The following is a 15,576-nucleotide window of genomic DNA, read 5'->3' as shown; positions in this document are numbered from 1 at the left end:
TCGTCATGAAAAAATATAATCTAAAGAAAATACAGATATTTTCATCCCTCATATTATCTTTTATTTCGGCTCTTTGCTTTTCACAAGCACCCCCGAAATTTCACGATACTGAGGGCAATATCGAAGTCACAAGGGCGGGACAGCTCCAGTTCTCATTACCCATCGAGGTACCTCCTGGGATAAAAGATATAACTCCAAAAATAAATTTGGTCTACACAAGTGAATCCGGTAATGGTATTGCCGGGTATGGATGGAATATCTCGGGAATTACAGCAATTACAAGAATTGCAAAGACTATAGAAAATGCCGAAGAAGTCAAAGGAATCCAGCTGAATTACTCAGACTACTACAGTTTTAATGGTCAAAGGTTGATTCTAAAAACTGGGGAATATGGAAAGGATGGAGCCGAATATGTAACGGAGAAATATTCAAATATAAAAATAAAGTCTGTAGGATCGGTTACTCTCGGGCAAGCCTGGCAAGGGCCTGACCACTGGGAAATCACTTTTGAGGACGGCTCTCAGGCCTTGTATGGGATGGGTCTGAACGCAAAAACTTCGACAGAGTATAATATTAGCGAATGGAAAGATGCTCAGGGAAATTATATTAGTTATAGCTATAGCCCAGGAAACCAAATTACCGTTCTTGACGCTATAGAATGGGGAGGGAATATAGATTTGAATACACCCCACATGAATGCCATTCGGTTCAATTATTCCGAAAGAAATTTAAAAGAAGAATCTTATATACAGGGAATTAAATATTATCAAACCAAAATTCTTTCAGAAGTTAAGGTCACTACAGATAATAACCAATTCAGAAGATACGGTATTGAATATACCAATAATGGAACAAGTTACCAGTTTGCCAATAAGATTATCGAGTATAATGCTAACAATGAGTCTGCTAATGAGGTGGCATTAAACTATCCAACTATGGTTAACTCTTCATATGCGGAGTACGCTGCAGAACCAGAACCTTTTGATAATGTAAAATTAGTAGGAGATTTTAATGGGGACTCTTATCTGGATTTCCTGATGAATGATGGTACAGTAAAATTGGGTGCTTTCAACGAAACTTTTTCAACCGTTTCTACAGGGAAAGTTTTTGCCGGTAATGCTAAATTAGTAAACACCTTATTGGATGAACAGGGCCAAGTTTATAATGGAAATGGTGTTGTTGAATATAAAGACGGCAAAGTTCTCTGCTATATTTTTAGAGATAATACCTTTGTAAAGGTATTCGAGAGAAATCTAGCGCTAGGTTCTCCAGATGATATGATCACCCTGGAGGTAGGGGACTTAGATGGTGATGGAATACCAGATCTTTTTATTGATGATGGAGATCAAGGGTCATTTAACACAAAAGCTCTTGTAGATCTTAAAAATCCAAGTACGGGATTTCATTACATTATTTCGTCAATCAATGACAGCTCATATCCAGATCAGCATTATACTGATATTGACGGAGACGGAAAAGTAGAAATCATTAGTGTATCAGGTTCACAATATACAGTCTTTGAATTTGTAAAATATGATGCGACCCATTATGAGAAGAAAATACGCTTTTCTGGAAACCTGCTTGAAACAAAAGATCCGGAATTCCCGGTGTTATACGGGGATTATAATGGCGATGGAAAGCTTGATTTTACCATTCCCATTACAGATTATGCGATCGGAAAACCTGATGACTGGAGATTTTATATCGGAACAGATAAAGGCTTTGTCCCTTTCCTGAAAAAAGAATTCTTTACCTATAGAAAGTTCCAGAAGGAAATGACGGGTAATTATGCAAAATATGCAAAACAATATTTCTTTTCTGTTACTGATATGAATAAAGATGGAAAATCTGATGTCGTTCAGATTTTCTCTTACAATCAGATTAATCCTTTCCAAGCAAATGGGTATAGAGAGTTTGGGTATATAGTTAGCGCGAAAATGGCGAATGGATCTGAGATTGACGGAACGCCGAATTTCACGCCAAACTGGTCATTTCAGAGTCCGCTATATGGTACACCGGACATTACTGATCTTACGTTGTTTTCTCCGCTTACCAGCCCAATAAAATCAGGGAATAATTATTACAATGTCTTTGTATACTGGAAAGAAAATCTGAAAAAAATAAAGGGCCCCACTCCACTTTCCGAACTTGCCAGAGTTAGCTCAATCACTCAGGGAGGAGTTACCACTTCAGTAGAATACCTCGAAGTAGTTCCAAATAATACCTCTAATGCATCTTTTTATAAAAAAGAAAAGAATGAGTTTTATCCATACTATTCTTTAAGCAGGGTGGATCAGGCTTTTGCCGTTTCCCAGCTTAAGCAGGAAGGCAGGAAGCAGGATTTCCGTTACAGGGGCCTGTCCGGAAACTTACATGAGAAACAAATGATTGGTTATCATCAGGTCGCCCGTTCTTCCTGGTATGCTGATGGATTTGAAAATACCAAAATATGGTCAGGATCAGAAATTGATCTCCTTAAAGACGGAATTCCAGTAAAAAATTGGAGCATCAGAACGAACAACGAAACTAATATTTTCCCGGTAGATATATCAGAGAATAATACTCAGCTGTTGAGCTTTGAGGGTGTAACATACAAGATAGACAAACTTGTGAATGGCCAGGTCGTTTCTACTGTGCCTCCAGCATACAAAACCAAGGTTGTTACTGCTGTTGTTCCGATATCTACGAAGACCAAGGATTTTTTAACTGGTGTATTTACTGATCAAACTACTACCTATGAAAACTACTACCTTCCTTCCCAAACGGTAATCAATACTAATTATGGGTATGCTGTCTCAACAACAGAGTTTGATTATGAGCATAATTTAGCCGGTATAGGAAAGAATTATTATGTGGGAAGACCGTCGAACAAACTTGCAATAATAGAAGCCTATGGTGACACTCAAAAAAATTTCACAACATACACCTATGATAACAATCTATTAAAAACCAGCACTTATTTTCCAGGAACAGATGCTACTAAAGCAATTGTGGAAAAATATGGGTACGATGGCTTTGGAAATATTACTTCTACGACAACAACATCAGGACTTGATGGCAATTCCAAAACTGAATCGGTACTATATGACTCGCAGGGAAGGTTTTTAGTTAAAAGAACAGATAACCTCGGACTGGTAACTGTATTTACTCATAATGCCTGGGGTCAGATGCTTGCGAAGACTGATCCAGATAATAATACAATAACAAATACTTATGATGGATGGGGTAAATTAATGAGTGTTGCATCCAGCCTGCTTGGAACTACCACATATCAATATGAAAAAGACAACCTGTACAATGTCACCATTACACAAAATGATTCCGATGGAGGTGTTTCCAAATCTTTTACAGACAAACTTGGAAAGGAATATAAAACTTCTACGAAAGCTTTTGGACAGGGGCAATATGTCTCTAAAGAAGTACAGTATGATATATTAGGAAGGAAAATTAATGAATCTGAGCCCTATTTTGATGGACAGGGTGCCAGCCAGTGGAATACTTTCACGTATGACGATACTGTCTTCCCTTCCAAAGTAACTGCTGTAGCGTTTACTGGAAAGAGAACTGAGACTACTGTTTCGGGAGTAACCACCACCGTAAAAGAAACGAACCCAGCAGACTATGGAAGAATTACTTCTCAGACGACGGATGCATTAGGAAATATAATTTCATCTACAGACAAGGGGGGAACCGTACAGTTTACTTACAATGCTGCAGGACAACAGATCCAAGCGAAGTATGATGGGAATATTGTGACTACAAAATATGATGACTGGGGAAATAAAATACAGATGGAAGATGCTTCCAATGGAACTTACCAGTACGAATATCTAGGGTATATGGGAGCATTGTCCAGAATTCTAAGCCCCAAGGGAGAGAAAAGATATGAGTATAATAATCTGGGCCAGCTGATCAGCCAGATTGAGAAATCCAGTCCCGGAAACGAAACGGAAAAGATCATCACCTTTTTGTATAACAATAAAGGAAGGATAGATCAAAAAACAGGAACTTCCAATGGGAAAAAGTATATATATACAATAAAATATGATTCTCAGGGACGGGTAATGTCTTCTTCCCAAACAACCCCTGAAGCTTACTTTTTTGATAAAAATATAGTTTACGACAGCAATGGAAGAGTAAGTACTTATGAAAAAGAATTACAATCCTCAGGAATAGTAACGAAGGCTTCTATTGAAAATGTGTATAGCCCGTGGAATGGAGAACTTTATCAAGTAAAAGACAAAGCTACTGGAAAAATTCTATGGGAACTACAAGAGACAAATGCAAAGTCGAAGGTTCTGAAAGCAAGGTTAGGCACTTCAGAGGTAACCAACACCTATGATGCTGCAGGAATGCTTCAGGAAATAAAACATTTATCTGCGTTATCGGAACCTATAGCCCATGTTCAGTACACCTTTAATGCCATAAAAAATGAATTAAATTTTAGAAAAAATGTACTATTTGACATCAGTGAAAATTTTCGTTATGACGATAATAACCGCCTTGTTAACTGGACTGATCCGGTATCGGGATTTATGCCTTCTGTCGACCGAAATATTTATGATGTAAAAGGTAGGATCATGGAAAATGATCATATCGGAGTTATCAAGTTTGAGAATGCTGGAAAGATCTACCAGCCTAGCGGAATGATCCTTAATAATAATGGAGTTGAAAATTATGACCATGATCTGGTTCAAACGGTCATTTACAATGAGAATAATGATCCAGTATTTATAGACGGTGAAAAAGGAGATGTTGGCTTTCAGTATGGATTGTCAGCCATGAGACAGCGAGCAACCTACGGAGGTAATTTTGGAAGTGATCATGATGGAATATTCACTAAGATTTATAGTGAAGAAGGAAGCTTCGAAGTAGTAAAGAACAATACTACTGGGAAAGAAAGGCATATTATTTATATCGGTGGATCACCATATGAATCTGATATTGTATATTTGAAAGACTTTGTTACAAGTACTGCCTCGTACATGCTTTTGCATAAGGACTACTTAGGAAGTGTGTTAGCAGTCAGCTCACTAAGTGGTAAAGTTTTAGAGAAAAGACATTATGATGCTTGGGGTAATTTTACTCATTTGCAAAAAGGTAATGGGGGTATTGTTACGGATAAGAATTCAATCAATGCTACTCTATTATTAATAGACCGGGGGTATACCAGTCATGAGCATTTTTCTGAAATAGGGATTATCCATATGAACGGAAGGCTCTATGACCCACTGCTCAGAAGGTTTTTGAATGCAGATGAGCACATTCAGGCACCATTTAATACCCAAAATTACAACAGGTATGGGTATGTAATGAATAATCCGCTGATGTATAATGACCCTAACGGGGAATTTGTATGGATTGTTGCGGGAGCAGTTATAGGAGCCTATGTTACAGGAGTAAAAGCTAACGGCTCATGGAATCCTGTTAAATGGAACTGGGGAGCGACCTGGGGGAAAATTGCAATGGGCGGTGCTATTGGAGCATTTACAGGTGGTGTAGCGTCAGTTGTAGGCGCTTCTGCCCTTACCGCAGCAGCCACAGTAGGTATAAAGGGTGGTATTTTAGGTGGGGCCATTGCAGGAGCGTCAGGAGGAGCAGTAGCTGGGGCTATCAATGGCTTTGCAACTGCCGTAATGTTCGGCGAAGATGTAGTCCAGGGTACCTTGATGGGTGGTTTGACCGGAGCCGCTATGGGAGGTGTTATCGGCGGTGTTGCAGGCGGGATTCAGCGGGCTGTAGCTAATGCTAAGGCCGTTACGACAGGTGCTCAACAAGGAACCATCTTAAAAAATGCGCCTATTGAAGTAGGAAGAACGCAATGGACACTGAATAATACACCTAAAACGACCACTGTAGGCGCAACACCTGCACCAAAAGGAAACCTAGTAGTTGGTAATGTTAATGGTGGATATGCTGATGAAGTTGTAGGCTATCAAATTGTCGATGAAGGGGCTAGCACCACTCCAATATTTAAGGAAACTCCCAAATTCAGCTTTCAAGGTGAACAGACGTTCCCGAAGGTATTTAGGTCAAATGAACAAATCGTATCCCAAGCCGCTGTTAGAGCAGAAAATGCAATTGGGGGAACGGGCAGGTTTGCGGGAACCTCTAAACATACATATGCAACTACTTTTATAAAAAAATATCAGGGTATGTACGGTAATAGAGGAATGGAGGTTAACAAGTATTTTAACAGGGCTTTTGGAAAAGGTTATTTAGATGTTCATGACACTTCAAACGGTGTTATTTATGATTTCAAATTTGGAAAACCTGTGATGGGAACCTCTCAGTTTAATAAATATTATAATACATTTCAACAACCAATAAGGATAGTAGATCAATATGGTAACATTATAGTGAGATAAAACAATGGATAATAAAACAAAGAAAATAATCAAAGAGGAGTGGTTAAGTGCATTTCCTGGCTTAAGTGCATTTTCCCAGAATAAGCTATACAAAATAATTGGTCCGGCTATATGCGGTATAGAACTTATTAATTTGCCAAGGAGCGAGAACTACAGACCCCATTTTGTCATATATCCCTTATATAAGGCGGATATTAAATCTTGTCTGGCTTATCCGGTCTTGATGTTTGAATTTTATAATGGTAGAAATTTACAATTAGATCTTCCTTATAATGATGTGAATGAAAAGTTAAAAGAAGCAATTCAAATTGTTTCTGATAGTCTGCAATTATCCCTGGAAGATGATGTACCATTGAACAGTTTTTACAATCTAATTGATGACGTTCAAAAATATGATAGTACTTATCAATCAGCCACGGCAAGCAATGCATCATTACTTGAGTTCAGATTTTATTTAGCATTATATGCAGGAAGCGAAAGTCAGATTCAAAGTACATTAGATCAAATTGAAAGAGCAAGTAAAAACTGGAATCTGAAAATCTTTGAAGCAGCGTTTGGAGACTTTGGCGCATGGTTTCAGAAATTGCAGCATGTAGCGAGTAATAAAGATTTTTTACTGAAACAGGTAGAAGCGAATAAATTGGATAAAAAAATATCCCAATTAGCGAGTTCAGATCTTACTTTATAAAAGTGTAGAAGTGAATCGAGTTTTTTGATAAAGAGAAATAATCCTTATTGAAGTAAAGGATGAATTAGAAAGCTCATGAGCAATTAGTTAATAAGTTCCAATAACTTATTATAAGAGTTGCCCGACAAATCGGGCAACTTTTTAAAAAAAAAGCCATATATTTCCAAATTGTATGAATTAATATACACCACAAATTTGCGTGGAAGTGACGGCCTTTACTTTTCAACCAATGAACAGCAAGCCATTATAGTTATGCAGAAATTTTTTAAACTTAGATCTTGCAGAGAATTAATTCATTGAAAAAGGTAATGAATATCGTGCTAATATTATTAAAACATATCGTGGGGAAATCGCCTTTTAAAGGCTATTAGATGCAAAATCAAACTTGGTAATTAGAACACAATTTTTATAAACTAACCTATGAAAAAACAATTAATAAGCTTATGTATGGTTTTAGGAACTATGGCATTTGCCCAATACTCAGACGAGACGAGATTTGGTATTAAGGCAGGGGGTAATCTGTCAAATATAACAGACGGAGATTCCAAATCCAAACCCGGATTTTATGGTGGGGTATTTGTAAATATTCCAATTTCTGAAGCATTTAACATTCAACCGGAGGCAGTATATAGCCAACAGGGGGCAAAATTAAAAGATGACTATGACTTTGTGGGATATACAATAACGAATATGAAACAAACCCTTGGTTATATTAATGTTCCAGTAATGGTACAATACAATGCCACTCCTGAATTTTATCTTGAAGCTGGCCCCGAATTTGGGCTCCTTATTAATGCTCAAGCATCAGGTGATATTAATGGCACCTCTAATAAAGTAAGCAATAAAGATGGATTGAAAACCTTTAATTTTGGTTTAGGCTTTGGCTTAGGCTATAGATTTAGTTCGAACATAGGGATTAATGCTCGTTATATTGCAGGATTGAGCAATATTGTTAAAAATAGCGGCGGAGAGATTTCAAAAAACACTAATTTCCAATTAGGGCTTAATTACTATTTTTAGAAAGCTCAGTTGTAATAATAATTTATCTGTACGGGAAAGCCCGTCAATTATTGGGAAAGTATAAAATTATACTGACAAAGAAGGCGTAACAGAAATGAAAATAATAGTAACGCTCCAAGCATTAAATTTGTAAGCGAGCTAAAATTAAGAAATGGAAGCATTTTTAAATGCCCTTAAAGAACGCGCTGGTTTTTTTTTACTCCAAATGGGCGAGTTCAAACCGTTTAGGGTCCTTTTTCGCTCAGGCGAAGTTGTTGATACAGTGAAAGCGTATGAAACATTTTCAGAAACTCAAATCTATGATTTCCTTATCAAGGAGGTAAAATTAGATTTGGCAGATTCTGAGATCACTGCCTCAGCAATTGTCCTCACTGGCCAATCAGATGGATATGATGTAGTAGTTATTGAAATATTTAGAAATCGTAGGAAAAAATATCAAGTAGTATTTCCTTATATTATTAATAACGGAACAATTATCTTCGGTCCGGACCTTAATCAGAGTTATCAAACAGATAAGGATTGGTAACTTCATCCGTTCGGTAAAAAACCGTATAATCTTCATCATTACGCTTAGAACGCAAGTAAAGTTCAGATTATCTGATTATATGTTGATGTGACTGTTTTTGAAACCATCGGAAGGTGGTTTCTTTTTTTTAAAGGAATGTAGGAGTTTACTTTACAATTATGTAATAATCTCATTAAGCATCGCTATTGCAAATAGTGGATCTGTAGACTCAAAACGAATGTCGGCTTCCTCATGTTTAGGCATTTTTGCTAAGCGATCAAACAGACGATCCTGAAAATAACCCCATCCAACAAATGCAATAGCGATCTCAGTAAAGATTCTTGGTTTTAAAGTTTGCCAATTTGAGTATCCCTCTGCTCTAGGTGAGCAGAATTCTTTTAAAAAAGTTTCTGCATAGTCTGAGATGATATCCAGTGTATTACTATGGCCTTCAGGATTATGGTCATGGATCGCTTTTATAAGTTTATTGGAGAAAATATTTTCATTAACAGTCGAATTTTCGATAGTTAACATAGGTGTTTGAAAAGAAGCAAAATTCATTACGGTAATATTGTATGGTGCAAAACCAACATCAAAACGATGACGCCACAAAAACGCGAATCCATGTGCCTTCAATGAATTACCCTTTGCTGACATGGCATTTAAGGCAATAAACATTGAATTCTCAAATTCCTGCAACCTCATGTAATCTCCACCAGCATACAGCTGGTCATCATAAAGGCAAATCTGGTACCCCCCTAATTGTTGAGCCGAAATTGAGGGAGTCATTTGTTCTTTAAAAATTAAATAAGGATCTACTATTTTTAATGCTCTTTCTCCACCGCTGTGAGTGGGTTCTAAACAGATAATACGTTTATGTAACCAAACAATTTCATTATACGTGAAATGACAGAGTAATGTTGGCCATTCACTAGAGACAATCACATTCACCAAGTCACCTTCTGATAGAAAAGGTAGATAGCTTCTGAGTTCTGCTGCATAGGCCCCGATTTCAGTTGCGGTTTGTCTAGTGGAACTTTTTTGATTTTTTAGCTCAACTATTATAATACTTTCGGTTGCGGACGAATAAAGTAAGAAATCGGGTCGCAAAATATCATCGGAATTTAAGGAGATATTTTTATCCTCCACTAAAACTTCATGGTTTTCAAAGGACTTAAGACAATGGAGAAAACTATGTGCTATTTTCTGATGGGAAGAATCTGGATAATTTAGATGGTCACTACTTGAAATAAACTCCTCGTAATTTATTATAACATCAGCTAAGCACTGTCCTTTTGCAAAGATATTACTCAGCCATTTTTGCATTTCTTTTTCACTTTCAAATTCCATAACCTTGGATATTTTATTAATGGTACAGTACCTTATTTTTTTTAATATCTAGGGCTTTAGGCCGAAGAACATATACCTAGACTTAAAGGTAAATCATTTCATTAGATGAGAAGAAAGAAAAAATGATTAACTTTAATTATCATTAAATTATTGACTAGCAGTCTGATGGGTAATCTTTTTGAAAATAAAACCTTAGAAATTTCAGCCGAGGGCGTGAAAATTGTTGTATCTGAATACACAGTTAATGATCAACAGGTCTTTAGGTTGCTATTTTCTGATGGTCGGTTACCGCTCGTTATTACTCGAATTTCCGCTCTGTCCAGTAATCTCTGGACAAGTATACCGCAAGGACGGCAAAAAGAAGCCGAATTATTTGGCAAAGAAATTAGTAAACATTTAAAAACTTAATCATATGTGTTATTATAACGGACAACGTGTATCGAGAGATGAATTTATCCGTCTCATGGATCTGGAAAAAGCTGTTATGAACTACGATTTTCTAGATCAAGAAATACACGAGGGATTTAATTACGGAAACATTGCAGTTTTGCGGCCAACGGAAGACAAATGCAATTTTGATATCGTCCAAATGGAATGGGGCTTCGTTCCATCATATGTGAAAAATAGAGAAAATCTGAAAAAGATGCGTTTTGGTTATAAGGACGACAAGGGAAAATGGCATCAGCCCTATACGACGTTGAACGCAAAAGGTGAAGAACTTTTACTGAAGGATGAAAGTACTGGTCGAGAAAAAATGTTTCGGAAAGCAGCGCTGGAAAGAAGATGCTTAATACTTTCAAGTGAATTTTACGAGTGGAGGTCTGCCTACAATGCTCCCAGATGAATCAGCTTGGGAATGGATGATGCAGGACCTTAGTGAGGAACGAATTACCGAACTTGCTACTCATCAAATCAGTGCCGCTGAAATGGAAGCGTATACAATTGAAAAAGATTTTAGAAAAACTGGAACTCCTACAAAAGCCTTTGTTTATGCAGAAGTACCTGAACTTAATTATGAAGTTTAAGTTTAGTCTCCTAATAAAATAATAAACGTGATGTCATTAAAAAAAAGAATATGAAAAATAAGGCCCTAACTGAGTATACAAATGAAGAACTTGTAAGCAATGAAAAAAAAATCAAAGCCATAACGATCATGTTGGGCATAGCAATCCTGCTATTATTCTTAAGTAATATAGTCATAACATTTAAACGCGGTTTTAGCGCGTTAAATGTGATACCTCTAGCTCTGCTTCCAATCTTAATTTTAAATATCAATAATTGGAACCAATTAAAAAAAGAGAAGGCAAACAGGAAATTGTAATAAAAAGGCTATCCTAATTTGACATTTTCTAAAAATGTTATTAAATTCGAGTAAATAATTTTATGCTCGTTCGAGCATACTTTTCATAAAATAGGTTAATAATGGCTAAAACACCCGATTCTACCCAAGATTCGGGTGTTTTTCTTTATGCAATCAAGAATAGCAAGCGATATTGAGCGTTGACTTATCTTTATCTTTCAATTTAAATAAACATTAAAATTTATACTTATGGAAATAGACTTAATGGAAATGCTGTTAGAAGGAAAACACAGCTTTGAGTTTCAAGATTACTGCGAAAGATATTTTGATGCAATTTATGGCATAGAATTTCAACGTGTAGCATCATATGGAAGTAATGGAGATGGCGGTAAAGATGGTTATATTCCGCATTCGAAGGAATATTTTGCTATATCTTCCAGAAGCGATGTCAAAACGAAGATTCGGCAGGACTTTGTTAACTGCGTCACTAAAAATTACAATGTTGAAATTTTTAATTTTGTTACTAATCGAATTTCTACTTCTGATGAATTGGCTGTGGTTGATAAATTACGAATGCATAATCCAAACATTAAGATTAATGTGATCACTCATAAACATATTGCTGCTAAAATAATGCAGATGCCTAGCCAGCAAATTAGAACGGTACTTTGTCGGTCTTTGGATTTTCAAGATGATAATACAGTCTTTTTCAAAGCGGATGAAAAGGAAAAGATATCATTTCCATTCTCACAATCGGTTAAAGATTCGTATGTGTATTATCTGATCGTAATGACGCTGCTTACTTTGGTAATAGCAATTGGAATTTATTATATATTGTCCTCAAATGAATGGGTCTGGAAAATGTCAATGATGAGTTTGCTTTGTGCACTTCCGATATTCTTATATTTTTATAAAGAAAAACTCAAAAAGACCAAATTTCCCCATAAAATTTTATACTTGATCTTGGGTGAAAAATTGCCGGTAGAGCGAGAGGTTCTATTTGATGAACAAACTCATATTTCAATTCGGAGAAATGGACCTTGGCATTTTACTTTTAACAAAAGATCTGCGGACTGCATTAAAAAGGGATGTTGCGGGAAGGTTTACTTATATAGGTCGGAGGAATATAACCTCGTTGGACGATGTGAAAATGATAAGATTAACCATGTTTATAAAGTTGACGGTAATTTTTATGGTGATTTGCTTTCCTAGTATCTAAATTCTAAATATGGCGTAAAAATTATCGCATCTAACTTTGATGATATAAATGAGCGGCTATTATTGCCGTTAATCGAAAGGAAACGTTTTTTTATCTATTGGAGGGAAAAATACAAAGACCACAAATCTGTGGTCTTTGTATATCTGAATGGAACTATTTTTCCAGCTGTAACTTAATAGGTTTAGATCTCAAATCTACAGGTATGTTTTTTCCATTTAAAAATAAGTCGGAATATCCAAGGCTACCGCCATTTTTTTGAACCTTAACCTTAATTGTTATATCATCATAACCTTTAACTTTTAATATGCTTTCTGCATACTCATTATTTTGAGCTTCTACATTTGCAAACACAATCAGCATCTTATCCACCCCCTCATTTACAATATTCATATTCTTTGGAAAATCCAGATTTTCATGATTTTGAAGGATTTTATCACCTGCACTTGTGACGTAATATAGATCCAGGTCAGCTATTGTCAACTTTGAATTCAGGACATTTACACCATTCTCATCTACTAAATTTAGGTAAACCTTATCATATAGGTTTGTTTGCTTAGCTTCCTCTTTCTTACATGCAGTGAAAGAAAGAACACTTACGATTATTAACAATAAATTTTTCATATTGATTTTATTTATGAATCGAATAAACCATTTGTCGTTTATATTGGTAATTTCCATTACCTGAATTTGCATCGGCATACCCGAACCAGCCGTTATGGGAACCACCCCATCCCCAATTCATGTGGAACCACAGATAACCCCCTCCGCCAACTGTTGAACCGTCGGGCAACGTTTCAGGACATGTCATGAGGTGGTGTGCTCCGTCTACTACCCATACATGTCCGCCGCTGTATGTAGGAAAAAGTGATCCGCTCTTGGTACTGTAACCTGATAATATAGCGGGCCTGTTACTTGTTATTTCACTCAAAACTGTCGAAGAATTAAAATCACCCGAAGTTGCGGATGTGGAATACCCAAGACTTTTAAAAGTAGAGGAAATATCACTTATATCTGCAGCCGCGCCGGTTCCATCACATTTATAATCTGAGCCAACTGCATCTGCTGCCCGCCACATAAGTTTAGATATTTCATTTGCTCCTGCAGAAACATCTGTATAATTTGGAACACTACTGGGCATAATGCTATAATTAAATGTAGTTGGATACTGATGAAATCTCATGACTTGTGCCATTGCAGTGGCTACACAACCAGTAAAAGCTTTACCATTGCAATAATAAGGAGTACAACTTTTCGCCGGCATATAATTATTATAGCCACCGATTTGGTCCCAATTTGTACTAAGAAGCGGACCATTCATATATTCACTATCCTCACATTGTGGGGGTGGCGGTTTTGCGACATTGCCTCCAACTGCCTTTGTTTTTATAGTAGAGACCATGTTACCGGATAATAGCTGTGTATATTTGGCTTTCTTCAATAGAATATCCGCAACATTTGTTCCCTGAGTTCCTCTTGCTTTGATAGCATCAATTTCAAGCTTCGTATCGTTAAGCCATGCATCTGTGGCAAGTGGCACAGTATCTGAAGAAAAGGAAGTTTCGTCTGAATATGCGAGTACCGGGTTTGCTCTTCGGTCAGCTGCTAAAATAATAAAGCCGCCATCGGTATAGTTAAATATACGCATGACAACCGTTCCATCACTGCCTACTATTTCTTTCTCTAGAACTGTATTACGGCTTTTATTTACTCCCCGCCTGGCTTTTGCTTTCCTATGTAATATGAACTGCTGTAAAGAGTCAGCGATTGATTTGCTCTCTTTTAAGGTAACATAATTCTCATCATTTGAGTTGTCCGTATTAATATCCTCCCTGTTACACGAAAAGAAGATAAGAATAGCTAAATACAAATAGAATTTTCTCATAATCTAGTTTTTATGGTTAGTATTATATATATACAATAAATATAACCATAAACTTTAATTAACGAAATAGATAACTTTTTTTTAACCTATATAAGTTAATAAAAACAATAAATCAACTACGATTTCGTAATTTTTTTAATGAATTGGTTTTAGGGTATAGAACATAAAGAAGTTCAACAATTTCATAAAAATTTCAGGTTCCTCAATAAATGAGGCATGATCCAATTTCTATAATTTTTCCGAGGGCATGCTGAAATTACGGTATAGCTTCTTTTTAACTGGGGCGTGTCTAATTCAGACCGCGCTTTTTGTTCCAAGTCCTCGCTGAGCTGTGGGCTATCCACTTCAATCGCTCACGCAGTTTTATATTGTTCCCCAGGCACACACCAAAGCACATTTACCTCCTTGCTACTTTCCACCCTATAAAAGAGCTTTTGGCTTCTCATTATTAGAAAAATGTAAATCCGATCCTTAACACAATTCCATACCACGGGTTTACAATCCTCTAATGTCCGAATCAATGATCGATTCGGATATTTTGATGAATTGAATTTCAAGTAATATGATTTCCAAAGAAAAGGATAAAAAGGCAGCCAAGTTAGTTCATCCATCCGGCCCACTTCCCACCAATAGAAAAAATGAATGAACGGTTCCCCCCCAAAGGACCCCCCATTAAATCATTTTTTCTCTTGGTTTTCGCATTTGGATGATCTGTTTGTCTGCTTTCTTTTTTTCCTTTTTTTCTTTTGAAAATAATATCGGGGCCGAGCCTCGGAAAGGACTGGAAGAGCATAACAGAATCGTAAAACAATTTAAAACAAAGCGTTATGAACATCACAGCGAAAATCAGTAGAGATGCGGTAGTTAGAACTACTAATTACGGCAAAGAGGTAGTGAATTTTGGGGTTGCTACCAGACACACATTCCGAAACAAAGAAGGCGAAAAAATCAAACAGACAACATTTTTCGACTGCGCATTTTGGAGAACTGCAAACATTGCCCCATACCTGACAAAAGGCACTATTGTAGAACTTTCGGGAAGGGTCAGCGCAAGTGCGTGGACTGATAAAGAAGGCAACCTAAAAGCGGGGTTAAATTTTCATGTTACAGATATCATTTTTCACGGTGGGGACGGAAAACAGAGCGGGGAAACAGTACAAAAAGAAACCGTAAAAACTGTCACTGCACCCGCTTTTGCAGGTGACAATGACGATGATCTACCATTTTAAAACAATCCAAATTTA

12 protein-coding genes are annotated in these 15,576 nt (G+C 36.7%); 9 read left to right on the top strand and 3 right to left on the bottom strand.

What is annotated here, in order from left to right; all coding sequences use genetic code 11:
* Positions 1 to 5: 5 nt before the first annotated feature.
* The 4 genes from DRF61_RS18005 (at position 6) to DRF61_RS17990 (ending at position 8,602) form a co-directional block, all read left to right on the top strand.
* Positions 6 to 6,368 carry an RHS repeat-associated core domain-containing protein gene (locus DRF61_RS18005; RefSeq protein WP_111959597.1) on the top strand — a complete coding sequence of 2,121 codons (6,363 nt, stop codon included), beginning with the start codon at positions 6 to 8 and terminating at the stop codon, positions 6,366 to 6,368.
* 4 nt (positions 6,369 to 6,372) lie between these two features.
* Positions 6,373 to 7,056, top strand: coding sequence for a hypothetical protein (locus tag DRF61_RS18000; RefSeq protein WP_111959595.1), 684 nt, complete (start codon positions 6,373 to 6,375; stop codon positions 7,054 to 7,056).
* A 420-nt stretch (positions 7,057 to 7,476) separates the two neighbouring features.
* Positions 7,477 to 8,076 (top strand): porin family protein, encoded by a 600-nt coding sequence (locus DRF61_RS17995; protein ID WP_111959593.1) that lies wholly within the window; start codon positions 7,477 to 7,479, stop codon positions 8,074 to 8,076.
* Positions 8,077 to 8,227: 151 nt separating this feature from the next.
* A complete protein-coding gene (locus DRF61_RS17990; RefSeq protein ID WP_111959590.1) occupies positions 8,228 to 8,602 on the top strand; it encodes a hypothetical protein in 375 nt (124 codons plus the stop codon).
* Between the two features lie 156 nt (positions 8,603 to 8,758).
* Here DRF61_RS17990 and DRF61_RS17985 read toward each other — a convergent pair whose 3' ends face one another.
* Positions 8,759 to 9,931: a hypothetical protein gene (locus DRF61_RS17985; RefSeq protein ID WP_111959588.1), complete on the bottom strand. Its 1,173-nt coding sequence runs from the start codon at positions 9,929 to 9,931 to the stop codon at positions 8,759 to 8,761.
* Between the two features lie 412 nt (positions 9,932 to 10,343).
* On the opposite strand from DRF61_RS17985, the gene DRF61_RS17975 reads away from it, so the two are divergent.
* The 4 genes from DRF61_RS17975 (at position 10,344) to DRF61_RS17960 (ending at position 12,443) form a co-directional block, all read left to right on the top strand.
* Positions 10,344 to 10,775, top strand: a complete 432-nt coding sequence (locus DRF61_RS17975; RefSeq protein WP_111959583.1) for an SOS response-associated peptidase family protein — start codon at positions 10,344 to 10,346, stop codon at positions 10,773 to 10,775.
* The gene (locus tag DRF61_RS17970) at positions 10,762 to 10,956 is read left to right on the top strand and encodes a hypothetical protein (protein ID WP_111959581.1); all 195 of its coding nucleotides are present in this window, start codon (positions 10,762 to 10,764) and stop codon (positions 10,954 to 10,956) included. The genes DRF61_RS17975 and DRF61_RS17970 overlap by 14 nt, the downstream gene beginning before the upstream one ends.
* Positions 10,957 to 11,006: 50 nt before the next feature.
* Complete coding sequence (locus tag DRF61_RS17965; protein WP_111959579.1) at positions 11,007 to 11,252, top strand: redox-active disulfide protein 2; 246 nt, start codon at positions 11,007 to 11,009, stop codon at positions 11,250 to 11,252.
* A 228-nt stretch (positions 11,253 to 11,480) separates the two neighbouring features.
* Entirely contained in the window at positions 11,481 to 12,443 is a 963-nt protein-coding gene (locus DRF61_RS17960; protein ID WP_111959577.1) for a hypothetical protein, read from the top strand.
* A 160-nt stretch (positions 12,444 to 12,603) separates the two neighbouring features.
* Here the strand turns inward: DRF61_RS17960 and DRF61_RS17955 are convergent, their stop codons facing one another.
* Positions 12,604 to 13,071, bottom strand: coding sequence for a hypothetical protein (locus tag DRF61_RS17955; protein WP_146896971.1), 468 nt, complete (start codon positions 13,069 to 13,071; stop codon positions 12,604 to 12,606).
* A 7-nt stretch (positions 13,072 to 13,078) separates the two neighbouring features.
* Positions 13,079 to 14,332: a C10 family peptidase gene (locus tag DRF61_RS17950; protein ID WP_111959573.1), complete on the bottom strand. Its 1,254-nt coding sequence runs from the start codon at positions 14,330 to 14,332 to the stop codon at positions 13,079 to 13,081.
* Between the two features lie 827 nt (positions 14,333 to 15,159).
* Between DRF61_RS17950 and DRF61_RS17935 the strand changes: the two genes are divergently transcribed.
* Positions 15,160 to 15,561, top strand: a complete 402-nt coding sequence (locus DRF61_RS17935; protein ID WP_111959567.1) for a single-stranded DNA-binding protein — start codon at positions 15,160 to 15,162, stop codon at positions 15,559 to 15,561.
* Positions 15,562 to 15,576: the final 15 nt, after the last annotated feature.

It is taken from the genome of Chryseobacterium lathyri (assembly GCF_003290185.1).
In the GTDB taxonomy this organism is placed as follows: Bacteria; Bacteroidota; Bacteroidia; order Flavobacteriales; family Weeksellaceae; genus Chryseobacterium; species Chryseobacterium lathyri.
This window is presented reverse-complemented; position numbering and strand designations above follow the sequence as displayed.

What these genes read in the sequence shown, in the direction of transcription:
- DRF61_RS17995 (WP_111959593.1), top strand. Translation starts at nt 7,477, where the DNA reads ATGAAAAAACAATTAATAAGCTTATGTATGGTTTTAGGAACTATGGCA.
- DRF61_RS18005 (WP_111959597.1), top strand. Translation starts at nt 6, where the DNA reads ATGAAAAAATATAATCTAAAGAAAATACAGATATTTTCATCCCTCATA.
- DRF61_RS17975 (WP_111959583.1), top strand. Translation starts at nt 10,344, where the DNA reads ATGTGTTATTATAACGGACAACGTGTATCGAGAGATGAATTTATCCGT.
- DRF61_RS17955 (WP_146896971.1), bottom strand. Translation starts at nt 13,071, where the DNA reads ATGAAAAATTTATTGTTAATAATCGTAAGTGTTCTTTCTTTCACTGCA.
- DRF61_RS17985 (WP_111959588.1), bottom strand. Translation starts at nt 9,931, where the DNA reads ATGGAATTTGAAAGTGAAAAAGAAATGCAAAAATGGCTGAGTAATATC.
- DRF61_RS17990 (WP_111959590.1), top strand. Translation starts at nt 8,228, where the DNA reads ATGGAAGCATTTTTAAATGCCCTTAAAGAACGCGCTGGTTTTTTTTTA.
- DRF61_RS17935 (WP_111959567.1), top strand. Translation starts at nt 15,160, where the DNA reads ATGAACATCACAGCGAAAATCAGTAGAGATGCGGTAGTTAGAACTACT.
- DRF61_RS18000 (WP_111959595.1), top strand. Translation starts at nt 6,373, where the DNA reads ATGGATAATAAAACAAAGAAAATAATCAAAGAGGAGTGGTTAAGTGCA.
- DRF61_RS17970 (WP_111959581.1), top strand. Translation starts at nt 10,762, where the DNA reads ATGCTCCCAGATGAATCAGCTTGGGAATGGATGATGCAGGACCTTAGT.
- DRF61_RS17960 (WP_111959577.1), top strand. Translation starts at nt 11,481, where the DNA reads ATGGAAATAGACTTAATGGAAATGCTGTTAGAAGGAAAACACAGCTTT.
- DRF61_RS17950 (WP_111959573.1), bottom strand. Translation starts at nt 14,332, where the DNA reads ATGAGAAAATTCTATTTGTATTTAGCTATTCTTATCTTCTTTTCGTGT.
- DRF61_RS17965 (WP_111959579.1), top strand. Translation starts at nt 11,007, where the DNA reads ATGAAAAATAAGGCCCTAACTGAGTATACAAATGAAGAACTTGTAAGC.